We start from the raw sequence: 24,437 nt of genomic DNA on the forward strand, positions 1-24,437 counted from the left end.
CCGGTGTGTCCTCCTCCGCCGTCTCGCGTGCCGCTGTCCGGGGTGCCGCTGTCCCGGGTGCCGCCGTCTCGGGTGCCGCCCGGATCACGCTGGCCGTCGCGGTCCTGATCGGCGCGCTCGCGGTCACCTTCGCGGCACCGGCACCGGCCTCGGCCGATCCGGACGCGCCACCGTCGATGCAGGAACTGCGGCAACGGCTCGCGGCCGCGGCGCACCAGCTGGAGGTGGTCATCGAGGAGCACAACGCGCTCCGCGAGGACGTCGCCGCCACGGAACGCCGGCGGCGGGAGATCGGCGTGCGGAAGGCGCCGGTCGAGTTCGCCGTGACGGAGCGGCGGGAGCGGATCGGGATCCTGGCCGCGTCCGCGTACCGCTCGTCCGGCAACGCCCGCGCGCTCATGATCGCGGCCGGTGGCGGCTCCGACATGGTGGAACGGCTGCTCACCCTGGACGTGCTGGCCCGTGAGCAGAACCAGGAGCTGCACGCGCTGACCGAGTCGCAGGCCCGGTTCGCCGCGATGGAACGCGAGGCCGACGAGCTCGCCGAGAAGCAGCGCGAGCAGCAGGTGGAGCTGGCGGTCCGCAAGGCCGGGATCGAGAAGGAGATCGAGCGGCTGCGGCGGATGCGGCTCGCCTCCGGTGACCGGGTGCGCCCGCTCGACCTCGCTCCCCCGCCGCCACCGTCCGGCCTGGCCGGCAACGCGATCCGGTTCGCCTACGAGCAGCTGGGCAAGCCGTACCGCTGGGGCGCGGACGGCCCCGGATCATTCGACTGCTCCGGCCTGACCATGGCCGCCTGGGAACACGCCGGCACGCCGCTGCCGCACAACGCGGCCCGCCAGTGGCAGACCGTGCAGCGCATCGGCCGCGACGACCTGCGCCCCGGCGACCTGGTCTTCTACTACGGCGGCATCAGCCACGTCGCCCTCTACGTCGGCGACGGCAAGATGATCCACGCCCCCACCATCGGCGAGAACGTCCGCATCGACTCGGTCGCCTACCAGCCCGTCCACGGCTACGGCCGCGTCGTGGACGGCCACTGACCGAAGATCAAATTCAAGTTCCAGTTCCTTTTCCCACTTCGCGGTGGTTGCGGTCCGCACGCTCCCGCGGGCACCGGTCGTCGCTGGCGCTCCTCCCTTCCGCTGCCGCGGGTGGCTGAGCTCACACCCTCGATCGACGCAAGCACGGCGAGAGCCGCGTACTCTTCCCGTGGCGCGGCACCGGCTCCGACGACGCGACCCGGGCCCGCTCCACCGACTCCCGTCATCCGCAGCAGCGTGCCACCGCCCGCCGGGAGGCGAGCGAAGCACCACCAGCGGAGACGTGGTGCACGGCAAGGTTGCCCGCGGGAGCGGCTCCGCTGCCCATAGGAGCGACCCTGTTCCCCACTCGCGACGAGCACTGGTGAACGGTGAGGTCCGCATGGTCGCCGCGCGAGGCCCCGAGCGCCTGATGCCGGATATTTCATCTCATGGCACCCAGACACGGAACGCAACCGGCCTTGATCAACGGTCGTCTGTACGTTTTCCACGGTCTCAGGCAGCCAAAGCGTAGAAAACGGACAGACGACCGTTGATCACGATCGGAAGCCACTGCCGACCCGTGGCCCAAAAGCGACAAGACGGACTCCCCACCCGCGGGAACACCCGAAGAGTGCATCAGGAAGCCTCGTCCTCGGCCAGAAGCCGCAGCGGTCTCGGATTAGCGACTTACATACCGAAATTTCGGGCGCGAAGCGCCCGGCCTCCCGTCCGGACGGACTGGGCGTCGCGACGGCGCCGGCCTCGCCGCCATGCGCGCACCGCACAGCCTGGGCGTGCCGCGCAACCTGGGCACACCGCACAGCCTGGACGCGCCGCGCAACCTGGACGCGCCGCACAGCCTGGACGCGCCGCGCAACCTGGACGCGCCGCACAGCCTGGACGCGCCGCGCAACCTGGACGCGCCGCACAGCCTGGACGCGCCGCACAGCCTGGACGCGCCGCGCAACCTGGACGCGCCGCACAACCATCGCGATCAATCGCACCGAACGGGAATGGGCCACGGAGCCCGGAGCGTGCGGAACCGCAACCCGCTGGAAGCAAGAAAATCGGGGCCTGGGTCCGTCCTTGTGGGCCGCCCCCGGGCCCACCCTCCGGTGATCCAGGCGTCCTTCACCTCGTTAGAACGACGTGAAGGACGCCTGGATCACGGTCGTGGTCCGGGTGAATGTTGGTGGACACCGCAATAGGCAAGCTCAAGCGCCCGCAAGAGCACATGGACCGCCACCACGCCGGGACTTGATCTTTGCGAGCCGGGGCGAAGCGCGGCCAAGGGTGGCTCAGCCCGCGACCGCCAGGGCGAGGGGCAGGACCGCGGGGGCGCCGGCGCGGCGGAGGAGGCGGGCGGCGAGGGTCATGGTCCAGCCGGAGTCGAGCAGGTCGTCGACGAGGAGGACCGGGCCGTCCAGCGGGGCGGTGGCGTCGAGGGTGAAGGCGTCGTGGAGGAGGCGGACGCGCTGAGCGCTGTTGGTGCGGGACGGCTCGGGGCCGCCGTCGTCGCGGCGGGTGATCGTGCCGAGGACGGGGAGGCGGCCGACGGTGGCGATGCGGTCGGCCAGGCTGCGGGTGAGCTGCGGGCGGCGACGGGACAGGATCGGGACCACGCCGACCGGGCGGGACGCCCACTGCTCCGGGCCGTGCGACCAGTCCTTCAGCACCTCGACCACGGCGGCGAGCAGATCGTCCGGCAACGGGCGGTCGGGGGCGTCGTCGGCCAGCAGCGCGCGCAGGCGGTCGCCCCAGCCGAGGTCGGAGAGGCGGCCCACGGCGCGGCCGGCCGCGGCCTGCTCGCCGGCGGGAATGCGGCCCTTGAGCGGGACGCCGACCGACTCCAGACCGGTCGGCCACATCGCCTTCGGCGGGAGGTCGAGGCCGGGGCGGCCGAGAAACGCGTGCGCCGCGGCCAGCGCGGGGCCGGAGACGTCGGACGGCAGCACCGGGCCGGCGCACAGGTCGCAGCGGCCGCAGGGGGCGGCCTCGGGATCGTCCAGCCGCTCGCGCAGGAACATCAGGCGGCAGCCGGTGGTCAACGCCGCGTATTCGCGCATGGAGCGCTGCTCGGCCTCGCGGGCCTCGGCGACGCGGCGCAGGCGGGGAGCGTCGTAGGCCCACGGCTCGCCGGTGGAGATCCAGCCGCCCTTGACCCGGCGGACCGCACCGTCCACATCCAGCACCTTGAGCATCAGCTCCAGTCGGCTGCGGCGCAGGTCGACGAGCGGCTCCAGCGCGGGCACCGAGATCGGCCGGTCGGAGAGCGCGGCCAGCACGGACCGGACCTGCTCCTCCGGCGGGAACGCCAGCGACGCGAAGTATCGCCAGATGGCCGCATCCTCCGGGCCGGGGAGCAGCAGCACCTCGGCGTGGTCGACGCCGCGGCCGGCGCGGCCGACCTGCTGGTAGTACGCAATAGGGGACGGGGGCGCGCCCAGGTGCACCACGAAGCCGAGGTCGGGTTTGTCGAAGCCCATGCCGAGCGCGGACGTGGCGATCAACGCCTTGATCTTGTTGTCCAGCAGGTCCTGCTCGGCGGCGCGGCGATCCGCGTCCTCGGTCTGGCCGGAGTAGGACGCGACGGCGAAGCCCCGCGAGCGCAGGAACTCCGTCGCCTCGGTCGCGGCCGCCACGGTCAGCGTGTAGACGATGCCGGAGCCGGGCAACGCGTCCAGATGGTCGGCGAGCCAGGCCAGCCGGTGCGCGGCGGACGGCAGCTGGTGCACGGCCATCCGCAGCGACTCACGGTCCAGCGAGCCGCGCAGCACCAGCGCACCGGCGCCCAGCTGCTCCGCCACGTCTGCGGTGACGCGCGCGTTGGCGGTGGCGGTGGTGGCGAGCACGGGCGTGTGGTCGGGCAGGCCGGCCAGGAACGTGCGCAGCCGCCGATAGTCCGGCCGGAAGTCGTGGCCCCAGTCGGAGACACAGTGTGCCTCGTCCACCACGAGCAGGCCGGTGGTGGCCGCGAGCTCGGGCAGCACGTTGTCACGGAAATCCGGATTGTTCAGCCGCTCGGGGCTGATCAGCAGCACGTCGACCGCGCCGGACGCGACCTCAGCCGTGATCTTGCCCCACTCCTCCAGGTTGGCCGAATTGATCGTGCGGGCGGTGATGCCGGCCCGCGCCGCGGCCTCGACCTGGTTGCGCATCAGCGCCAGCAGCGGCGAGACGATCACGGTCGGGCCGGCGCCCTGCTCGCGGAGCAGCGCGGTCGCCACGAAGTAGACCGCGGACTTGCCCCAGCCGGTGCGCTGGACGCAGAGCACCCGCTGGAACGTGACGACCAGCGCCTCGATCGCCCGCCACTGGTCCTCACGGAGGCGGGCCTGATCGCCCGCCAGCCGCCGTAGGACCGCTTCCGCCTGCTCCCGCACCTGTGCCACCCGACCTGTCTACCACCGGGCACCGACAGACGCGGCCAAGCCTGTGGATAACTGTGGACAGCGAGGTCACAGACCCGTGCGCGCCGCCACCGCCGTGTCCGGGTGGTCGGAGAACACGCCGTCCAGCCCGAGCGAGTAGAACAGCTCGTACTCGGCCGTGATGTCGCCGCGCGCGTTCGGGTCCGCGCCGATCCGGAAGTCCGTCGGCAGGAACTGGTTCTCCGCCCGGAACGTCCACGCGTGCACCACCATGCCGAGCCGGTGCGCGTCCCGGACCAGGTTCGTCGGCGTCAGCAGCTTCCCGGCGGCGTCCCGCGGCACGATCAGGTTCTTGTTCGCACCCACCCCGTCCGCATACCGCGCGACCCAGGTGAGCCCATCACAAGTGGCCAGATCCGCATAAGTCCGTGTGTCGCCCGCGGCGGTGAAGTCGTACGGACGCCCGGCGGCGTCCATCAGCTGTGCCAGTCGCACCTCGGTCTTACCGCGCAGCGCCCGCAGATTCGCTGTCTCGAACGACTGGATGATCACCGGGTCCCGCTGCGACCGCCACCCGGCCGCACGCAGCGTCCGCACCAGCGGCTCCTCCAGCGCCAGCCCGATCGACTGGAAATACGTCGGGTGCTTCGTCTCCGGATACACCCCGACGGTCCGCCCGCGCCGCCGCGACTCCGCCTTCGCCAGGTCGATGACCTCCTGGAACGTCGGGATCTCGAACGTGCCGTCGAACGCCGTGTTCGCCACCCGGACCAGCGGCAGCCGCTCCTTCGCGCGCAGCGTCTTCAGCTCCGCCAGCGTGAAGTCCTCGGTGAACCAGCCGCTCACGGCCGTACCGTCGATGGTCTTCGTGGTCTTTCGCGAAGCGAACTCCGGGTGGGCGGCCACGTCGGTCGTCCCGGAGATCTCGTTCTCGTGCCGGGCGACGAGCACGCCGTCGCGCGTCGACACCAGGTCCGGCTCGATGAAGTCGGCCCCGAGCCGGATGGCCAGCCGGTACGCCTCCAGCGTGTGCTCCGGCCGGTAGCCGCTGGCGCCGCGGTGCGCGATCACCAGCGGCGCGCCGCGGGGCGGGGAGGAGGCGGAGGCGGGCGTCGCCGGAGCGGCCGCGATCGCCAGACCCGCCAGGCCCATGGAAGTGGTCACGGTACGTCGTCGCATCCCGTCATCCAATCGACACCAGACGAAGTCCATCAGACCATGAGATGAACCGCGTAAGAGTGTCAAGTGGCCCGCATTGCACACGGGTGATAGACAAACCCCCGTCATGCGTCGTCAACTTCAGCATCCCGCCCGCATCGTGCCCGCCGCGTTCCTCGCCCTGGTCGTGATCGGGACGGTGCTCATGATGCTGCCCGTCTCGCGTGCCGAGCCGGGCTTCGCGCCGTTCGTCACGGCCCTGTTCACCGCCACCTCCGCCGTCTGCGTCACCGGGCTGGCCGTGGTCGACACCGGCACCTACTGGTCGCCGTTCGGCCAGGCGATGCTCACCGTGCTGACCCAGATCGGCGGACTCGGCATCATGGTGATGGCCACGCTGCTCGGCGTGCTCATCTCCCAGCGCCTGGGGCTGCGCGGCCGTCTGATGGCCCAGACCGAGAGCCGGGGCCTGGAGACCGCGGACATCCGCCGGATGGTGCTGCGCATCGCGGCCGTCTCGTTCGTCTGCGAGGCCGTGATCACGGTCGCGGTCGCGCTGCGCCTCTGGCTCGGCTACGGCTACTCGTTCCGCCGGTCGGTGTGGGAGGGCGTCTTCCACTCGATCCAGGCGTTCAACAACGGCGGTTTCGCGCTCTACCCGGACAGTCTGATCCGGTTCGTCGGCGACCCGTGGATCTGCACGCCGCTGGCGCTCGGCGTGATGCTGGGCAGCATCGGCTTCCCGGTCATCTTCGAGCTGGCCCGCAACTGGCGGAAGCCGGACGGCTGGTCCACGCACACCCGGCTCACCGTGTGGGGCACGATCGTGCTGGGCGTGTTCGGCTTCTTCTTCGTGCTGGTCTTCGAGTGGGGCAACCCGCACACGTTCGGGCCGCTCAGCGTGGCCGACAAGATCCTGGCCGCGTTCACCCAGGACGTGATGACCCGGTCCGGCGGCTTCAACAGCGTGGACTTCGGTCAGATGAACCAGGAGACGCTGACCATCAGCACCGCGCTGATGTTCATCGGCGGCGGCAGCGCGTCCACCTCCGGCGGCATCAAGCTGACCACGTTCTTCCTGCTCGGCTTCGTGATCCTGGCGGAGATCCGCGGTGAGCCGGACGTGGTGATCGGCCGCCGCCGGATCGCGGAGACCACCCAGCGGCAGGCGATGACGGTGGCGCTGCTCGGCGTGGCGCTGGTCGGCACCGGCACGCTGGCACTGCTCGCCATCGACCGGGACATCACGCTGGACCGGGCGATCTTCGAGGCCACGTCCGCGTTCGCCACGGTCGGGCTGTCCACCGGCATCACGCCGACCCTGCCGGAGAGCGGGCAGATCGTCCTCGTCATCCTGATGTACGTGGGACGCGTCGGCACCATAGCCGTCGGCTCCGCGATCGCCCTGAACAGCCGGCAGCGGCTCTACCGGTACCCCGAGGAAAGGCCCATCGTTGGCTAGCAACGGCAGAACGAACCTCGACGACAACGTGGTGGTGATCGGCCTCGGCCGGTTCGGCGGCCAGGTCGCCGATTCGCTGCTGCGCCTGGGTCACGAGGTGCTCGGCATCGACGAGAGCCCGAAGATCGTCCAGCAGTGGGGCGACCGGCTCACGCACGTCGCGCAGGCCGACTCCACGGACAACGACGCGCTGCGCCAGCTGGGCGTGCACGAGTTCAAGCGCGCGGTGGTCGGCATCGGCACCGACATCGAGGCCAGCGTGCTCACCGTGCTGGCGCTGACCGAGCTCGGCATCACCGAGATCTGGGCCAAGGCGATCTCCGCGAAGCACGGCAAGATCCTGTCCTCGGTCGGCGCGAACCACGTGATCTATCCCGAGGCGGTCATGGGCGACCGCGTCGCCCACCTGATCACCAGCAAGATGATCGACTTCATCGAGTTCGACGAGGGTTTCGCGATCGCGAAGGTCCGCGCGCCGAAGGAGACCGCCGGCCGCTCGCTCGCCGACATCGGGCTGCGCAAACGGCACGGCATCACGGTCATCGCGGTCCGGCCGCCGGACGGCAGTTTCATCTTCGCCGAGGCGCAGACGCTGGTGCCGGCCGGCAGCAAACTGATCGTGGCCGGCACCCCGAAGCAGGTCCAGGCGTTCGCGGCCACAACCTGAAAAATCCCGATATGGTACGGGTCCCCGCCCGACCTATCGGGAGAGCAATTGGTCGACCGGCGCGTAATCGTCGGTCAGTACCCTCGTCCTCCCCACGAACGCGGCCAGCTCCGCGCCGTCCAGCATGGTCACCGGGCCGGGCACGCTCTGCGCCATCCGTGCCCGGATCTCCGCCAGCGGGAGCGGCGCGGCCGACGCCACGATCACGAAGTTCGCGCCCTCCTCCCCCGCCAGCCCGGACGGCGGGCCGATCAGCGCCACGTGCGGGAACACATCCTGCACGGTCGCGGTCTCGGCGCGGATGAACATCAGCGGCGGATAGTCGATGACGTTCTGCGCGTAGATCGCGGTGCCGGTCATCGCGTCCCGCACCTGCACGGCCATCTCGCGCGTGGCCAGGTGCCACGGCACCACCAGGTCGCCGAACGCGTCGCCGATCACGAGGTCCGCACGCCCGGCCGGCTGCTCGGCCAGGGACACACGCGCGTCGCCGACCACCACCTCCAGCTCCGGGCCGGTCTCCAGGCCCAGCTCCGCGCGATCCAGGTCGACCAGCTGCCCGTCCAGCTCAAGCACGGTCTGTGAGCTGCCCGGACGCGTCGCGGCCAGGTACTTCGGCAGCGTGAAGCCGCCGCCGCCCAGGTGCAGCGCGGTCATCGGCTGCCCGGCCGGGGCCGCCACGTCCGCGACCGCGGCGATCCACTGCACGTACTCGAACTCCAGGTGCCGGGGGTCGTCCAGATCCACGTAGGAGTGGTCGCCCGCGTTGAGCACCAGCGTGCGCCCGCCCGGCCGGTTCTCGTCCGCGACCACGGAGGCGCAGCTGTACGCGGTCTCCACGTCGCACGGCGTCGGCGCGATCGCGGTCAGCCCTGCCCCGACCAGCCCGGTCACCGCGGCCGCGACCTTCACCCGCCGCGAACCGGCCGAGTCCAGCCGGCGCAGGTGCCAGCCGAGCGCGAGACCGCCCACGCCCAGCAGCACCGCCAGGCTCAGCATGATCACGCGGCTCGGCAGCGTCGCGACCAGCACGAACCCGGTGCCGAGCGTGGCCGTGATGCCGCCCAGCGTGCCGAGTCCGGAGAGCCTGCCGACCACCTGCCCGGTCCGGCGCAGATCGGACAGCTGCAGCTTCACCACCATCGGCGAGATCGCGGAGAGCAGCCCGGCCGGGACCACCACGGCCAGCGCGGTCAGCAGCAGCACCCCGACCGCGGCCTCACCGCGCAGGATCTCGCCGGCGTACCGGATCAGCGGGAACGTCAGCGCGGTTGCGATGCCGGCCAGGACCAGCGCCGGGGCCAGCATGGTGCGCGGGTCACGGCGGTCGGCCAGCCAGCCGCCGGCCCAGGCGCCGTAGGCGATCGCGGCCAGCGCCATCGCGATCACGGAGCTGGTGGTCTGCAGCGTGAGCCCGACGTACGGCCCGATCAGCCGCTGGGCCACGATCTCCAGCACCAGCACCGCACCGGACGATCCGAAGACGAGCGTGGCGGCGAGCCAGTTGGGCAGGGCCTGAGGCCGGTCTTGGGGTTGATCTTCGGGTTGATCTTCGGGTTGGTCTTCCACCCGGCAAGTAAACACGGGCGGTCAGTACATCGACACGTGCACGTGGTTCGTGTGGGTCGCGGCCGGGGAGCCGCGTCCGCTGTAGGAGCGCCAGCCGGCGCCGGGCATCCAGATCTGCCGGTACCAGATCACGTAGAGCACGCCGAGCGCGTCCGCGTTGTGCACCAGGTAGGCGGCCAGGCCGTCGCCGTACGCGCGGTCGCCGCCGGCCGCGTTCACGTCCTCGAAGCCGTCCGGTGCGGCCGCGAAGTCGCAGGCCCGGCCGCGCGGGTGCTCGCCGCCGCCACCGCCGCGATAGCAGGAGACGTACCGGCGGTAGCCGTCCGCGCGCGCCTGGCGCATCACGTGCAGCGTGCGGGGCGTGACGCAGCCGCGCGTGGTCGGGTCCTCGACCGTGCAGGACTCCTGGGGCCACTCGCCGTCCGCGCGGCGGGGTGCGGGTTCGGCCGCGGCCGAGTCCGGGTCGGTGAAGCCGCCGGGCGCGCCGCCGCCCGCGGCCGCCAGCGCCTGCTCCGCGTCCTTGCGCCGCTTGGCCTGGATCTCGACCTGTTTCGCCTGCTCCCGGATCTCGTCGTCGATCGCGGTCCGCGCGCGGCGGACCTCGGTGCGCGCGGCCCGCAGGTCCCGCAGACGCGCGTCGTCCAGCGCGGCGATCGTCTCCAGGCCGGTCGTCCGCTCCAGGAACTCCAGCCGGCTGCGCGCCGCGAGCAGCAGCATCGGGCCGGAGATGCGCCCTCGCCGGTACGCCTCGCCCGCGACCACGCCGACCCGTCTGGTCAGCGACGCGATCTCCGCCTCCGCCCGCGTGAGCCGTACCGCCAGCGCGGACTGCCGCTTCTTCGACGCCTCCAGCCGCGCCTGCGCGTCGATGTGCGCCTTCGCCGCCTCCTCCAGCGCGGTCCGCAGCGTCCGCGTGCCGCCCTCGTCGTCGGTCCGGTCCGGCGTCCGGGCCTTGGCCGCCGCAGCGGCCACAGCGGACGCCGGAGCGGCCACAGCGAGAACCGGAGCGGTCACAGCGGAGGCCGGGCCGCCCGCAGTGAGAACCGGCGCGGCCGCGACGGCCGCCGCGAAAGCCGGGGCAGTCACGGCGGAAATCGGCGCGGTCACGGCGGAAGCCGCGGAGGCCGGGACAGTCACCGCGGAAGCCGGAATCGCCGCGAAAGCCGAAGGCGCCGCGGAAGCCGGGATCGCGGGGAGTCCGCCGAGGAGGATCGTGCCCGCCACCAGGACCGGAAGGATGGACCTCATGGCACGCGCACGCCTCTCCCTTTAGACGGAATCGCGCAAGATTATCCGAATTGTCCACTCGGGAGACCCGGACGGCCGCGTGTCCGGCAGATCCACCCGATCCGACGACCGCACGGGTTTTCTTCGGCACCACCCACGGGCGGTGAGCCCGCGGGAGCATGCGGATCGCAACCACCCGCGAAGTGGGAAAATCCAGAATTTGATCTAGAAACGTTCGCCGAGGAGAGCCTGGCGGACCGCGGCCCAGATGTCCGCGTTCGCGGCGACCAGCAGGCCCTTCTGGCGGCTGGTGACCTGGTATTCCGTGCCGTCGAGGCGGCGGGCGACGCCGCCGGCCTCGCGGGTGAACAGGACGCCCGGCGCGTGGTCCCAGGGGAGCGTCTTCCAGAAGAAGACGAAGTCCTGCTTGCCGCTGACGACGTCGGGATATTCCGCGCCGGAGCAGTGCTGGCTGTCGAGGATCTTGGCGACGTTGGTGGCGCGCAGGCCGACCTCGGCGGCCATCTCCTCGGGCAGGTAGCGGGTCATCACGGCGCCGCGCAGCGTGCTGGCCGGCGGCAGGTCGGCGCGGGCGTGGACGCGCACGCCGTCGATCCAGGCGCCGCCGCCGCGCTCGGCGACGGCCATCCGGTCCAGGATGACGTCGAAGATCCAGCCGGCCCGGAGGTCGCCGTCCTCGATGAGCGCGACCATTATCGCGAACGGCGTGCGGCCGAACGCGAAGTTGCCGGTGCCGTCGATCGGGTCGACCAGCCAGACCGGGCCCTGCGCGCAGATGCGGGACAGCACGTCCGGGTCGGCGGCGACGGACTCCTCGCCGACCACGGCGGAGCCGGGCAGCAGCCGGAGCAGGCCCTCGATCAGGCGCTCCTCGGCGAGCTCGTCCGCGACCGTGACCAGGTCGCCGGGCGCCTTCTGCCGCACGTCGGCCTTGCCGAGCTTCTGGTAGTACGGGAGCACGACGGTGCGTGCGACCTCGCGGATGAGGTCGCCGACCTGAGCGATCAGCGGGCTCAAGAGCGCGGCGGCAGCTTCACGACGCTGACGAAGAACTCGTCGATCTGCCGGACCACCGCGATGAAGCGGTCGAAGTCGACAGGCTTCGTCACATACGCATTCGCGTGGAGCTGGTAGCTGCGGAGGATGTCCTCGTCGGCCTGGGAGGTGGTGAGCACCACGACCGGGATGCGGCGCAGCTTCTCGTCCCGCTTGATCTCCTCCAGCACCTCGCGGCCGTCCCGCCGGGGGAGGTTGAGGTCGAGCAGGATCAGGTCGGGCAGGATCGAGTTCTCGTACTTGCCCTCCTGGCGGAGGTAGGCGAGCGCCTCCGCGCCGTCGGACACGACCGTGAGCCGGTTCCGGAGCTTGTGCTCCTCGAACGCCTCCTGGGTCATCAGGACGTCGCCGGGATCGTCCTCGACCAGCAGCACCTCGATCGGGCTCTTACCATCGGCTGGCGCGGTCATGCCTTCTCCTCCTGGAGCTGCGGGGAGCCCTGGTCAGAGGGCAGCTCGGTCGCTGCGGCGATGGCCGGGAACATGAACCTGATGGCCGTGCCCCCGGTGTAGTCCGAATCGATCCAAATTCGGCCACCATGGTACTCGACGATCTTCTTGGCGATGGCCAGTCCGATTCCGGTGCCCGGGTACGCGTCCTTCGCGTGCAGCCGCTGGAAGATCACGAAGACCTTGTCCACGAACTCGGCCTCGATGCCGATGCCGTTGTCCTCGCAGCTGATCTCCCACTGGTCGCCGACCCGGCGGGACTTGATCTCGACGCGCGGCGGCACCTCGGGCTTGCGGAACTTCAGCGCGTTGTTGACCAGGTTGGCCAGCAGGTTGGTGAGCAGCGGTTCCTCGCCGCGGATGACGGGCAGATCGTGGTAGATGATCTCACCGTCCGCGTACTCCCGGGCCGCGTCGAGCTGGCCGCTGACCTCGTCCATCACCTTCTGCAGGTTGACCTCGGTGAAGCCGGCCGTGATCCGGCCGATCCGGGAGAACGCCAGCAGGTCGTTGATCAGGCGCTGCATGCGCTGCGCGCCGTCGACCGCGAAGTAGATGTACTGGTCGGCGCGCTCGTCGAGCTTGCCGCCGTAGCGCCGTTGCAGCAGCTGGCAGAAGCTGGCCACCTTGCGCAGCGGCTCCTGCAGGTCGTGCGAGGCGACGTAGGCGAACTGCTCCAGGTCGCGGTTGGACCGGGTGAGCTCCTCGGTCTGCTCCTCCAGCCGCTTGTTGGTCGCCTCTATCGCGGCGCGTGCCCGGGTGACCTCGGCCAGATCGTCGGCGATCTTGCGGCGCATCCCGTCCACGTCCGCGGCGAGCGCGGCCAGCTCGGGCGCGCCGGACCCGGTGATCCGGTGCTGGTAGTCGCCGGACGCGACCAGTCGCACCTCGGCCGCGAGGTCGGTGACCGGGCGGACCACGAACCGCTCCAGCAGGACCAGCAGCGCCGCACCGGCCACTATGATCACGGCGGCGGCCAGGACCAGCAGGAACACCAGCAGGTTGCTGGCGGTCACGGTCTGGTCCGCGAAGACGTTCCGCAGCGTGAGAATGTCGTCCTGGAGCTTGGACACGTCCGCGCGGAGCACGTCGAACCGCTGGCGGCTGCCCTGGTCGATGATCTGCTGCGCCCGCGGGCGGTCACCGGCCTGGACGGCCGCGATCACCGGCTCCGCGATGACGGCGCGCCACTCCTGGGCGCCGGACTCGACGGCCTCCAGCTGCTCGCGCACCCGGTTGTCCTCGGCGCTGTCACCGAGCAAATCGTTCATCTGCCGGAAGATGTTCTGCTCGGTGTCGGACCCGCTGCGGTAAGGCGTCAGGTCCTCCACGTCCCCGGTGAGCGCGTAGCCGCGGACGGCGGTCTCCTGGTCGAGCAGCGCGCTCTGCAGGCTCTCACCGGCGACCCGCATCGGTCCGGTCTTGTCCAGCAGGACGGTCAGGCCCTCCCGGCTCTCGGCGGCGGTGAACGCGGCGACGCCGGCCAGACCGGCGAAGATCACCCCCACCACGACGGTCAGCGCGACCGCCCGCTGCCGCAGCGTCCAACCCTGCACGGCCGCCATCAGCGACCCCTCCCCCGCGAGATCAACAGCATGGCCACGTCGTCGGCGAGCGCGCCGCCGTTCAGCTCCTCCGCGCGACCGACCAGCCAGGGCGGCAGCTCGGCGAGCGGGATGTCCGTCGCCGGCGGCACGGAGAGCAGCCGGCAGAGGCCGGAGACGTCGAGCCGCTCCGCGCCCTGGCCGATGTGCCCCTCGATCAGGCCGTCCGTATACATCAGGATCGACCAGTCCTCGGACGGGAACTGCACGTCGAACGAGCGGACCGGGCGCGGGCTGACGCCGAGCAGCAGCCCGTTCGGCGCCGGGATCGGTTTCACCTCGCCGCCGGTGAGCAGCAGCGGTTGCGGGTGGCCGGCCAGACGTACGGTGGCGCGGTTGCCGTCCAGGTCCAGCTTGATCGCGGCGACCGTCGTGAAGATCTCCGGCAGCCGGCGCTCGCTGATCAGCACCTGCTCCAGCGCGGGCAGGATCTCGTCGTCCGGCACGCCCGCGATGACCAGCGCCCGCCAGGCGACCCGGAGCTCGACGCCGAGCGCGGCCTCGTCCACGCCGTGCCCGCAGACGTCGCCCACGATCAGCTGCAGGTGCCCCTCCGCGGTCTGCACCACGTCGTAGAAGTCGCCGCCGATCAGGCCCCGGCTGCGGCCGGGACGGTAGAACATGTGCACCGCCGCCTGCTTGGTGTCGCGCAGCAGCGGCTGGGGCAGCAGGCCGCGCTCCAGACGGGCGGACTCGGCCTGGCGCAGCTCGGCCTCGCGCAGCCGGAGCGCGTTCTCGTCGGCGCGCTTGCGCTCGACCGCGTACCGCAGCGCCCGGGTCAGCAGCACGCCGTCGACCTGGCCCTTGACCAGGTAGTCCTGTGCGCCCTCGGCCACGGCGTCGACGCCGAGGTGCTCGTCCTGCCGGCCGGTGAGCACGCAGACCGCGGCGCGGCCGGCCATGGTCAGCACGCGGCGGAGCCCGTCCAGGCCCTGCGCGTCGGGCAGTCCGAGGTCCAGCAGGATGCAGTCGACGCCGTTGATGCGGCTCTGTGCCTCGGTCAGGCTGCGTGCCACGGTGAGCTCCACGGCCGCGTTCGCCTCGGCGAGCAGCTCCTCGACCAGGAACGCGTCCCCTTCGTCGTCCTCGATCAGAAGGACGTGGAGGCGCCCGCCGAGGGAGGGCGCGACACTGTCGCGGGGCAGACCCCGCGTAGCGGGCGGGACGTTCATCTATGGGTCACCGCTACTCGTTCCGGATGGTCGGCGGGCGAAGCATCGCTGATCGTGGCCGAAACGGCGCGCACGCACAACACGGAACGCAGGCTGCCGTCTATTTGGTACGAAGCTGAGCTCATGACGTGGGTGACGTCCCCCAGCTCTGGATCTGCTCGGCCCGCGCCGCCAGCGTCTCGCCGAAGATGCCGCCCACGCGGCCGCAGTCCTGGCAGGCCAGCGAGGTGTCGAGCCGGCGGGAGCCGCACGAGGCGCATCGTCCGCGGTCGTCGGGGTCGGTGTACGCGTCGAGGGCGGCGATCAGCGCGCGGGCGGTGCGGTCGGTCAGGTCCGCACGCCGTCGCCCCAGCTGGACCGTCGCCGCCACGGCACCGTCGGGCGCGGTGTCGTACGGCTCGACCCGCTCGAGGAAACGCTCGAGCGCGGCCGCGAGGTCGGGGATACGCGACATGTGTCCACGCTAGGGCACCGGCCCCCGCATTCCCCAGCGGGGCGTCCCGGGAGTGGTCGGCATACCACCCCCGGGACGCGTACCTCACCCGCAGGTCGTGCCGTTGAGCCGGAACAACGCCGGCGCCGGGTCCGTCGCGGATGCGCTCCTGCCGGTGAAACCGAAGGTCACGGCCGTGCCCGGCCGGATGAGCCGATTCCAGGGGTACGCCCCGGCGACCACGCTCGACCCCTTCTGGGTGAAGTTCGCACTCCACCCCTGCGCGATGCTCTGACCGGCCGGAAGGTCCCAGCGCAGCGCCCAGCCGTCGATCGCCTCCGGGCCGGTGTTCGCCACCGTGACCTGCGCGGTGAAGCCGCCCGGCCACCGCCCGTGCGTGGTGTACGTGACCGCGCAGCTCCCCGTCGGCACGGACGCGGCGAACGACGCCATCCAGGCCAGCGGCGCGTTCCAGTTGATGGTCAGCTCGTTCGTGGACCAGCTCTCGATGTCGTCCACGTAGCAGAACTGCGCGGCGCACCCGGAGAGCAGCCGCTGCGCGACCGGGTCCTGGATGTCCGAGTTCGGCCCGCCGGCGAGCGTGCCGGCCGGCGGGTGCGGCAGGTCCGGGTTGAGCTGGTGGGCGTACCAGCGGCTGTGCTGGTTCTCCGAGTCCTGCTCGCCGTAGCCGGTCACGTAGGACTGGCCGAGCGCGTTGCGGCCCAGCACGTAGTCGAGCCCCTGCAGCGCGCCGGCCCGGAAGCGCGGGTCGCCGCTCAGGTCGTACGCCGTGGCCAGCACGATCGCGTTGTTGAGCACGCCGCTGTTGGAGCCCCAGTCGAAGCGGTGGTTCGCCGGGTCGTAGGTCAGGCCGAACGCGGAGCCCCCCTGGATCGTCAGGTACCTCTCGGCGCCGTCCAGCACGGACTGCCGTACGCGGGCGCGGTCCGGCAGCGTGTTCGGCACGGTGGCCAGGTCGAGGCGGCCGAGTTGCGCCGTGCTCCCCCAGCTGAAGCCGCGCTCGTCCCAGATGTCGGCCGTGTGCAGCGGCGAGCCTTCGAGATGGTCCTGGAACGCCTGCTCACCGGTGGTCAGGTAGAGCTCGGCCGCGGCCCAGTAGAACTCGTCCGTGACGGTGCCGTCGTTGTAGGCGCCGCCGCCGATGCCGTCGTCCGCGGAAGCGTAGATCGCGGGGTGTGCCACGGCCGCGGTCCAGGCGGTGCGGGCGGCTTCCAGGTTGCGCGCCGCGAACGCGGCGTCATAGGGGGCGAAGAGGCGGGCCGCCTGCGCCGCGGTCGCGGCCAGGTTGAGCGTGGCCGCGGTCGACGGCGCGTGCAGCTCACGGGGCTGCGGGTCCAGGTGCGGCAGCAGCGGGAGGCCGGTCCAGGCCGCGTCGTGGATCTTGTGGTGGGCCATGCCGGCCAGTTCCTCACCGGCCGGGACCTGCATGCTGAGCAGGAACTCCTGCTCCCAGCGGGCCTCGTCGAGCAGGTCCGGCACGCCGTTGCCGCTCTCCGGCAGGCTCAGCGCGCCGTCGGGGTGCAGCGCGGGTGCGCGCTCGAACTCGCTCATCAGCTGGTGGACGGAGATGCCGCCGTTCACCACGTACTTGCCGTGGTCGCCGGCGTCGTACCAGCCGCCGGAGACGTCCAGCGTGTAGTCGCAGACGCCGGGCCGGCAGGGCACCTCGAGGTCGCCGCGGTTCGGCGCGACCTGCACGTGCCCGGCCGGGCGGCCGTAGCCGGGGCGCAGCCCGTCGTCGATGGCGATGCCGCTGCGCTGCGTGTAGTAGAACTTCAGCGCGTCCGCGCTCAGCGTGGTGTAGAGCCCGGCGGCGATGTCGAACGGGTGGCTGGTCTCACCGTCCGCGACCAGCGTGAATCCCTGGCCGCTGCCGGTGAACGCGCCGAGGTCGATGCTGTGGACGGTCAGGCCGGAGCTGCCGTCCGTACCCCGTGGGCGGCTCTGTCCTTGGGCTTTCTCTGCTCCGGCGGCGTCTCGCAGCACCCAGTCCACCGGTGTGAGCGTGTCCGTGACCAGCGTGGCGTTCTTCGGGCCGTCCGGCAGGTAACCGACCTGGTTGACCTTGAGGCGCGGGCCGGTCTCCGGCTCCCAGGGCTCCTCCTCCGCGCCGCCGGTCAGCGACACGTCGTCCAGGCAGAGCCGCCACGGGTTCGTGCTGCCGCCGATCTGGAACGCGACCTGCGCGGCCGGCAGATCGACCGGCGAGGTGAACACGTACGTGTAGACGTCGCCGGACACGTTCACCACCGGCACCTCGGCCAGGTACGTGGTCCACGGGTCGACCGGCAGCTGGATCAGCGCGCGGACCGGCGTGGCGGGCGTGGCGATGCCGAAGAACGAGAACTCGTACGTCTCGCCGGCCGTCAGCGGCACCCCGTCCTGGCCGATGATCGCGTCCCACGGGTTGGTCGTGCCGCCGGGCACGTCCACGCAGAGCCGCCCGTCCGTGACGGCCGGCGTCAGGTTCGCGGTGGTCCACCAGGGTGCGGTGAGCCCGTTGTCGAAGGTGCCGTTGACGATCTGCTCGGGTCCGGCCGCGTGCGCGGGCACCGCCCCGGCCACGGCCACGGCGGTCGTCACGGCAACGAGTGCCGCCGCTGCTCTCGGTCTGCTCACTCGCGGAGTCCCTTCAGAGGTGGGAGCGCTCCCAGGTTTCCGGTATCGTGACAACTCGTTTCGGATATGTCAATGAATCGATGCCGCCGCGACCGCCGCCGCCAATCGCACCACACCCTCGGCCAGTTGGGCAGGCGCGGCCAGCGCGAACGTGAGCCGCAGATGCGGGCCGTCCGGCTCGGCCGCGTACCAGGGCCGGCCCGGCGAGACCACCACGTCGCGCGCGAGCGCCTCGGCCGCCACCGCCACGTCGTCCACCCCGTCCGGCAGCCGCCACCACAGATGCAGACCCCCCGCGGGTACGGCCAGCGTGCGCGCCTCCTCCGGCAGCTCCCGGTGCAGCGCCGCGACCAGCGCGTCCCGCCGTTGCCGCAGGTGCGACCGCAGCGTGCGCCGATGCCGCACCCAGGCCGGCGACGTGACGAAGTCCAGCGCGGCCTCCTGCAGCGGGCCGGCCACGAAGAAGTCGTCCAGCACCCGGACCGCGCGCAGCCGGGCGCCGGCCGCCCCGCGCGCGCCGATCGCGGCCACCCGTAGCCCGGCCGCGGCCGCCTTGGTGAGCGAGCGTAGGTAGACCACGTGCCCGCCCGCGTCCATCGCGGCCAGCGGGGGCGGTGGATCGCCGTCGATCACCAGGTCGCGAGCGTAGTCGTCCTCGATCAGGAACGCGCCGGCCCGGCGGACCGCCGCCAGCACCTCCGCGCGCCGCCGCGGTCCGAGCGTGGCGCCGTGCGGGTTCGCGTAGAGCGGCTGACAGTAGTAGAGCCGCGCGCCGGTCCGGGCGAACGCGGCCTCCAGCAGCTCCGGGCGCACCCCCTGCGCGTCGGACGGCACCGGCACCACCCGCAGCCCGGCCGCGCGGGCCGCCGCGATCGCGCCCAGGTAGGTGGGCGCGTCCACCAGCACGGTGTCGCCCGGCGACGCGAGCGCGCGGAACGCGGTGGCCAGCGCGGACTGACCGCCGGGGCAGATGCTCATGTCCTCGGCGCGCAGCGCGGACCCGGTCTCCCGGGCGAACCAGGCGCGCAGGTCCAGACGGCCCTCCACCGGCCCGCGATCCCAGGACGCGGGGCGGCGGGCCGCACGGGCCAGCGCGGCACCGAGCGCGGCGGTCGGCGCCAGCTCCGCGTCCAGGTAACCACCGGACAGTGGTATCGCGCCCGGCCGTGGAAGCGATAACAGTTCCTGCATCGCGCCCTCGCCGTCCGCGCGCGGGCCGAGCGCGACGGCCTGCCAGCCGAGATCGTCCGCATCCACCTCGACCGGCCGGCTCAGCACGAACGTGCCGCTGCCCGGCCGCGACTCCACCAGACCTTCCACGGTCAGGCGCCGGATCGCGGCCTGCACGGTGAACGGGGAGACGTGGTGCCGGGCGATCAGCTCGCGGACCGAGGGCAGCCGCGCGCCGGGCACCGAGGCGGCCACGGCAGCGCGCAGCGCTTGGATAACACTCTCGCCTGCGTTATCGTCTCCCATGACGGTCAAGAGTAACGGTATCGCGCGAAACCCGATAACGGGTCTCGGGCTCGGACTGCTCGGCGTGCTCTGCTTCAGCTTCACGCTGCCGGCCACCGCGCTCGCGCTCCGCGGCTTCGATCCGTGGCTGATCGGCGTCGGGCGCGCCACCGGCGCCGGGTTGCTCGCGATCGCCTACCTGGTCGTGGTGCGCGCGCCGCGGCCGTCCGGACCCCAGTGGCGGCGGCTCGCGCTGGTCGCGCTCGGCGTCGTCTTCGGCTTCCCGGTCTGCACCACGCTCGCGCTGATCACCTCCACCTCCGCGCACGGCGCCGTGGTGATCGCGCTGCTCCCGGCCATGACCGCGGTCTTCGCGGTGCTGCGCGGCGGCGAGCGCCCGCCGCGCGCGTTCTGGGGCGCGAGCACGGCAGGTCTCGTCGCGGTGCTCGGATTCCTGCTGGTCAGCGGCGGGGTCAGCGGCGGGCTGCACGCGGCCGACCTGCTGCTGCTCGGCGCGGTGCTGCTGGCCGCGCTCGGATACGCCGAGGGCGGCGCGCTCGCCCGTGAGCTGGGCGGTGCGCGCACGATCTGCTGGGCGCTGGTGCTCTCGCTGCCGGTCACGGCGCCGGTCACCGGCCTGTCGCTGATGCTGCACCCGCCGCAGCACCCGTCCGCCACGGCCTGGGCCGGGCTGGTCTACGTCACCGCGATCTCGATGTTCCTCGGGTTCTTCGCCTGGTACGCCGGCCTGGCCGCCGGTGGTGTCGCCCGGGTCGGCCAGGTCCAGCTGATCCAGCCCGTGCTCACGCTGGGCTGGTCCGCGCTGCTGCTCGGCGAGCGGATCTCGGTGCCGACCATGGCCGCGGCCGCGCTGGTGCTGGTCTGCGTGCTGCTGACCCAGCGCACCCGCGCGGCCGCGACCGCTCAACCGGCGGCGCGCCTGTCCGCGCGCTCGTGAATGTTGACCAGGCCCTCCACACGGCGCAGCGCGTCCTCGTACTCCGGCCGGTGGTGCATGGCCAGCGCCAGCCGGAGGAACGGGAGCGCCTCGGCCAACCGGCCGCCGCGCTCCAGCGTGCGCCCCAGCACGTGGTGGGCGTAATGATCGGTCGGGTCGAGCTCGATGAGCGCCCGCAACTGCTTCTCGGCGCCCTTGAGCTGGGCGGACATGAAATAGGAACGGGCCAGCAGCTGCCGCACGGATGCGTTGTGCGGCTCCGCCTCCACGATCGGCTCCAACAGCCGGGAGGCCCCGAGGGGGTCGCCCGTCTCGAAGTACATCGTCGCCCGCCGGTACTCAGCCAGAAGATCCACAGCCGCCTCCTCCAACCGGGTTTCACGAACCCCGCGCCAACGGTTTCACAACAACGCGAATACGGCGACTGTTCCGCCTCAGGTTTCCGCGGCCCCGGCCGATAGGCCGATCGAATCAGCTCGGAGGAGGACGACTTGGGTCTGCCCGCGACGCCCTCGCCCGAGACGAGACGCCTGCGCGCCATCGTCGCCATCGCGCGGGCCGTGAACGACGCCGTGATCGACGAGCGCCGCTTCGGCGACCTGGTGGCCCGCACGGTCGCCACCCACGTGGGCGACGGCGCCACGCTCTGGCTCTACTCCCTGGACAACTCCTCGCTGGTACGCGTGGGCGCCAGCCACCGCGACGCGATCTCCGCCATGCTGCTGCGCGAGGGCGCGGCCAGCGTGCTGCGCGGGCGCGGCGACGCCGTGGTGGACGCGGTGCTCGACAGCGGCGCCGCGGCCGTGCTGAACCAGGAGGAGATGGGCCGGCACATCGCGGAGTTCGACCCGCAGCTCGCGCCCTGGCTGGCCGTGTGCGGCGTGAGCAGCGTGGCCGTGCTCCCGCTGGGCGACGGCGCGTGGCCGTGCGGCGTGCTGATCGCCACCCGGGACGCGGGCCGGGACGCGTACACGGACGAGGAATTCTCTTTTCTCCAGGCGATCGCGGAGACCGCGGCCTCGACCGTGAACACCGCGTCGCTGCTCACCGGCTCCGCCGCCGCGGTCGAGGAGCTGCGCCGCCAGGCGACCGCGTTCGACCAGCTCTCCGACGTGGTCGTGGCCTGGGACAACGACGGCAAGGTGATCGGCTGGAACGCGTCCGCGGAGCGCGTCTACGGCTACAGCGCCAGCGAGGCGCTCGGCTGCGACGTGCTGACGCTGATGGACACGTACGAGGTCGATCCGGAGACCGGCGAGGGCACCCCGGCCGTGCGCGCGTACGGCGAACTGCTGGAGACGCTGTCCGGCGCCGGGTCCGTGACCCTGGACCTCACGCAGCGGCGCGCGGACGGCGAGCGGGTCGCGGTCACCCGCACGCTCACCGGGCTCGCCGACAAGCAGGGCCGGATCATCGGCGTGATCGCCATCGACCACGACCTCGGCACCCGTGGCCTGCTCGAACGCACCGTGCTGCACGACTCGGTCACCGGCCTGCCCAACGCCCGCTTCCTGCGCGACCACCTGGAGCGCGTGCTGACGTCCTGGGCCGGCGGCGCCGGGCTCGCCGCCGCGCTCGTCATCCAGCTCGGCGACCTGAACGCGCTGCTCAAGGGCCTGTCCGCGGACGTGGCCGGGCAGCTGGTGAAGGTGCTGTCCGGCCGGCTCGCCGCCTCGCTGCGCCGCGGCGACGTGATCGCCCGGACCGGCACGGACGAGTTCGTGGTGATCGCGGAGAGCGTCGGCGACACCGCGAACGTGGAACGCCTGGCGAAACGCCTGGTCACCGCCGCCCGGCAGCCGCTGGCCTCGGCCGGTCAGACCGTGCTGCTGCACCCCGCGGTCGGCGTCTCGATGCTCGACGACCGCCAGCCCGTGCAGATCACGCCGGAGGAGCTGATCGCCCAGGCGGCCGACGCACTGCCGGCCGCCCGAGCCGATCCGGCCCACATCTCGTTCACGCCGTAGCGGCGGCTTCGGCGAGTTGCTCGGCGTCCGGGGTGGTCTGCGGGGCGCTGAGCGCGACCGCGATGTTGACCACGGCGAAGGCGGCCGCGACCAGGATGCCCCGGTGGAAGCCGTCGACCAGCGCCTGCTGCGGTGCGACGCCGGCGGTCAGCTGGTCCGTGACGTGGGTGAGCGACAGCGTGGTCACGACCGCGAGGCCGAGCGCGCCGCCGATCTGGTAGACCGCGGAGACCAGGCCGGACGCGGCTCCGGCCTCGTGGTTCGCCACCTCGGAGACCGCGTTGATCTGGCCGGGCACGCTGACCGCGATGATCCCGGCGCCGAACAGCACCAGGCCCGGGAGCAGGCCGGTGGCGTAGGAGTCGTCCGTGCCCACCAGCGTCAGCACCAGCAGGCCGGCCACGCTGAGCACGGCGCCGCCGAGCTGCACGGGACGGGTGCCGAGGCGCGTGACGAGCTGACTGGCCACCACGGCCGCGACGATCGCCGCGCCGCCCATCGGCAGGAAGTGCAGGCCGGCTTCGAGCGCGGTGTCGCCGCGCACCTGCTGCAGATAGATCGCGGTCAGGAAGAACATGGACAGGAAGCCGGCCCCGTTCAGCCCCAGCGTGATGCTGGACGTGGTCAACGACCGAGAACCGAACAGCCGCATGGGTACGAGCGGGTCCGCCGAACGCCGCTCCACCAGCACGAACGCGACGAGCAACGCCACGCCGCCGGCCAGGAAGCCGATCACCTCGGCTGAGCCCCAGCCGCTGTGCTCCGCGCGCACCACGCCGTAGACCACCGCGAGCAGCCCGGACGTGCTGAGCACGGCGCCGGCCAGGTCGAACGTGCGCGGACCGGGTGCGGTGTGCCGGACGTCGCGCACGAAGAACGGCGTGATCGCGACCAGCGCCACCACCAGCGGCACGTTGACCAGGAAGACCCAGCGCCAGTCCAGCGTGTCGACCAGCAGGCCGCCCGCGACCACGCCGAGCGTGCCGCCGAGACCGGCCAGGCCGCCCCACACGCCCATCGCGATGTTGCGCTCGCGGCCGGGCGGGAACGTGACGGTGAGCAGCGCGAGCGCGGCCGGGGAGAGCAGCGCGCCACCGAGGCCCTGCGCCGCGCGGGCCGCGATGAGTGACTCCGAGTTCGGCGCCAGGCCCGCGATCAGCGACGTCACGCCGAAGAGCAGCAGGCCGCCGATGAAGAGCCGGCGTGGGCCGAGCAGGTCGGCCGCGCGGCCGCCGAGCAGCAGGAAGCCGCCGAAGAGCAGCGTGTACGCACTGATCACCCATTGCAGGCCATCCGGCGTGAAGTCCAGGTCGGACTGGATGTTCGGCAGCGCCACATTCACGATCGTCACGTCGAGGACGACGATGAACTGCGCCAGGGCCAGCACGACGAGCGTGGCCCAGGGACTCCGTCGCATTCGGGAAGCCTTTCGGGATTCGGTTGTATACGGCGTAGGTGTACGTCGTATACGTATGGCGTAGACGCTAGGTCTACGTCGTAGACTTGTCAACGTGACGCCCCCCAACGCCCCCGCCCGGGAGCGCCTCGACCAGGAGAAGCTCGTGGTCAGCGCGCTCGCCATCGCCGACGCCGAAGGACTGGCCGCCATCACGATCCGGCGGCTGGCCACCGAGCACGGCGTCACGCCGATGGCGCTCTACCGGCACTTCCGCGACAAGGACGAGCTGATCCACGCGCTCGCGGACCATCTGCTCGAGTCCGTGCCACTGCCCGAGCCCACGGACGAGCCGTGGGACGTCCAGCTCCGCGCGCTCTTCGCCGCGCTGGCCGAGGTGCTGACGCCGCACGCCGAGGTCGCGCCGCTGATCCCGCGGCGCATCCTGATCGCGCCCGGCGGCCTCGCCATCGCCGAGCGCGCGCTGGACCTGCTGGCCAGGGCCGGCTTCGACACGGACCGGGCCGCGGCCGTCGGCAACCAGGCGCTCTGCTCCGTGGTCAACCTGATCCCGTTCGACCCGGCCACGCTCAACATCCAGGACCTGGAGCTCCGCGAGGACCGCATCCGCGCCAAGCGCGCCGCGCTCGCCCGCCTCTCCCCGCGCCGCTACCCGCGGATCACGGCCGCCGCCGACGCGCTCACCGGCTGCGTCATCAAGGAGAACTTCCTCGACCTCGGCCTCGACCTGATCATCTCCGGCCTCCGCGGCCTGCCCGCCTCGGCCCCGGCACGCGACTGACCTGC

Annotated in this window: 20 protein-coding genes; 7 read left to right on the forward strand and 13 right to left on the reverse strand. The window is 72.1% G+C overall.

Annotation, left to right across the window (positions count from 1 at the left end):
- Positions 1 to 5 precede the first annotated feature (5 nt).
- Together OP04_RS28350 and OP04_RS53655 are read left to right on the forward strand one after the other, a co-directional pair.
- Entirely contained in the window at positions 6 to 1,043 is a 1,038-nt protein-coding gene (locus OP04_RS28350) for a C40 family peptidase (RefSeq protein WP_051799226.1), read from the forward strand.
- Between the two features lie 752 nt (positions 1,044 to 1,795).
- Positions 1,796 to 2,233, forward strand: coding sequence for a hypothetical protein (locus OP04_RS53655; protein ID WP_157240452.1), 438 nt, complete (start codon positions 1,796 to 1,798; stop codon positions 2,231 to 2,233).
- A gap of 90 nt (positions 2,234 to 2,323) precedes the next feature.
- Here the strand turns inward: OP04_RS53655 and OP04_RS28355 are convergent, their stop codons facing one another.
- Together OP04_RS28355 and OP04_RS28360 are read right to left on the reverse strand one after the other, a co-directional pair.
- A complete protein-coding gene (locus tag OP04_RS28355) occupies positions 2,324 to 4,417 on the reverse strand; it encodes a RecQ family ATP-dependent DNA helicase (RefSeq protein WP_033342910.1) in 2,094 nt (697 codons plus the stop codon).
- A gap of 66 nt (positions 4,418 to 4,483) precedes the next feature.
- Positions 4,484 to 5,575 (reverse strand): glycerophosphodiester phosphodiesterase, encoded by a 1,092-nt coding sequence (locus OP04_RS28360; protein ID WP_033342911.1) that lies wholly within the window; start codon positions 5,573 to 5,575, stop codon positions 4,484 to 4,486.
- A 106-nt stretch (positions 5,576 to 5,681) separates the two neighbouring features.
- Here OP04_RS28360 and OP04_RS28365 point away from each other — a divergent pair, with 106 nt between their 5' ends.
- Positions 5,682 to 7,016 (forward strand): TrkH family potassium uptake protein, encoded by a 1,335-nt coding sequence (locus OP04_RS28365; protein ID WP_033342912.1) that lies wholly within the window; start codon positions 5,682 to 5,684, stop codon positions 7,014 to 7,016.
- Positions 7,009 to 7,683, forward strand: a complete 675-nt coding sequence (locus OP04_RS28370; RefSeq protein ID WP_033342913.1) for a potassium channel family protein — start codon at positions 7,009 to 7,011, stop codon at positions 7,681 to 7,683. Before OP04_RS28365 ends, OP04_RS28370 begins: the two co-directional genes overlap by 8 nt.
- Positions 7,684 to 7,716: 33 nt before the next feature.
- On the opposite strand, the gene OP04_RS28375 is transcribed toward OP04_RS28370, so the two are convergent.
- The 9 genes from OP04_RS28375 to OP04_RS28415 form a co-directional block, all read right to left on the reverse strand.
- Positions 7,717 to 9,252, reverse strand: a complete 1,536-nt coding sequence (locus OP04_RS28375; RefSeq protein WP_051799228.1) for a fused MFS/spermidine synthase — start codon at positions 9,250 to 9,252, stop codon at positions 7,717 to 7,719.
- 21 nt (positions 9,253 to 9,273) lie between these two features.
- On the reverse strand, positions 9,274 to 10,245 hold the full coding sequence (locus OP04_RS28380) for a coiled-coil domain-containing protein (RefSeq protein WP_051799230.1): 972 nt from the start codon (positions 10,243 to 10,245) through the stop codon (positions 9,274 to 9,276).
- 459 nt (positions 10,246 to 10,704) lie between these two features.
- The gene (locus tag OP04_RS28385; protein WP_033342958.1) at positions 10,705 to 11,508 is read right to left on the reverse strand and encodes an inositol monophosphatase family protein; all 804 of its coding nucleotides are present in this window, start codon (positions 11,506 to 11,508) and stop codon (positions 10,705 to 10,707) included.
- A 5-nt stretch (positions 11,509 to 11,513) separates the two neighbouring features.
- Positions 11,514 to 11,966, reverse strand: a complete 453-nt coding sequence (locus tag OP04_RS28390; RefSeq protein ID WP_033342914.1) for a response regulator — start codon at positions 11,964 to 11,966, stop codon at positions 11,514 to 11,516.
- Positions 11,963 to 13,570, reverse strand: a complete 1,608-nt coding sequence (locus OP04_RS28395) for a sensor histidine kinase (RefSeq protein ID WP_051799234.1) — start codon at positions 13,568 to 13,570, stop codon at positions 11,963 to 11,965. The genes OP04_RS28390 and OP04_RS28395 overlap by 4 nt, the downstream gene beginning before the upstream one ends.
- On the reverse strand, positions 13,570 to 14,781 hold the full coding sequence (locus tag OP04_RS28400) for a PP2C family protein-serine/threonine phosphatase (protein ID WP_033342915.1): 1,212 nt from the start codon (positions 14,779 to 14,781) through the stop codon (positions 13,570 to 13,572). Before OP04_RS28400 ends, OP04_RS28395 begins: the two co-directional genes overlap by 1 nt.
- A gap of 121 nt (positions 14,782 to 14,902) precedes the next feature.
- Complete coding sequence (locus OP04_RS28405) at positions 14,903 to 15,235, reverse strand: hypothetical protein (RefSeq protein WP_033342916.1); 333 nt, start codon at positions 15,233 to 15,235, stop codon at positions 14,903 to 14,905.
- A gap of 84 nt (positions 15,236 to 15,319) precedes the next feature.
- Complete coding sequence (locus OP04_RS28410; RefSeq protein WP_033342917.1) at positions 15,320 to 17,854, reverse strand: glycoside hydrolase family 9 protein; 2,535 nt, start codon at positions 17,852 to 17,854, stop codon at positions 15,320 to 15,322.
- 69 nt (positions 17,855 to 17,923) lie between these two features.
- Entirely contained in the window at positions 17,924 to 19,330 is a 1,407-nt protein-coding gene (locus tag OP04_RS28415; protein WP_033342918.1) for an aminotransferase-like domain-containing protein, read from the reverse strand.
- Between OP04_RS28415 and OP04_RS28420 the strand changes: the two genes are divergently transcribed.
- Positions 19,329 to 20,267, forward strand: coding sequence for a DMT family transporter (locus tag OP04_RS28420; protein WP_085066829.1), 939 nt, complete (start codon positions 19,329 to 19,331; stop codon positions 20,265 to 20,267). The two genes, OP04_RS28415 and OP04_RS28420, sit on opposite strands and share 2 nt — an antisense overlap.
- Here the strand turns inward: OP04_RS28420 and OP04_RS28425 are convergent.
- Entirely contained in the window at positions 20,234 to 20,623 is a 390-nt protein-coding gene (locus OP04_RS28425) for a tetratricopeptide repeat protein (RefSeq protein ID WP_033342961.1), read from the reverse strand. The two genes, OP04_RS28420 and OP04_RS28425, sit on opposite strands and share 34 nt — an antisense overlap.
- A 135-nt stretch (positions 20,624 to 20,758) precedes the next feature.
- Here OP04_RS28425 and OP04_RS28430 point away from each other — a divergent pair, with 135 nt between their 5' ends.
- The gene (locus OP04_RS28430; RefSeq protein ID WP_033342919.1) at positions 20,759 to 22,234 is read left to right on the forward strand and encodes a GGDEF domain-containing protein; all 1,476 of its coding nucleotides are present in this window, start codon (positions 20,759 to 20,761) and stop codon (positions 22,232 to 22,234) included.
- On the opposite strand, the gene OP04_RS28435 is transcribed toward OP04_RS28430, so the two are convergent.
- Positions 22,224 to 23,651 (reverse strand): DHA2 family efflux MFS transporter permease subunit, encoded by a 1,428-nt coding sequence (locus OP04_RS28435; protein WP_033342920.1) that lies wholly within the window; start codon positions 23,649 to 23,651, stop codon positions 22,224 to 22,226. The genes OP04_RS28430 and OP04_RS28435 overlap by 11 nt on opposite strands.
- A 94-nt stretch (positions 23,652 to 23,745) precedes the next feature.
- On the opposite strand from OP04_RS28435, the gene OP04_RS28440 reads away from it, so the two are divergent.
- Positions 23,746 to 24,432, forward strand: coding sequence for a TetR/AcrR family transcriptional regulator (locus OP04_RS28440; RefSeq protein ID WP_033342921.1), 687 nt, complete (start codon positions 23,746 to 23,748; stop codon positions 24,430 to 24,432).
- The last annotated feature ends 5 nt before the right edge of the window (positions 24,433 to 24,437 follow it).

The organism is Catenuloplanes japonicus (assembly GCF_000717135.1).
Lineage (GTDB): Bacteria > Actinomycetota > Actinomycetes > Mycobacteriales > Micromonosporaceae > Catenuloplanes > Catenuloplanes japonicus.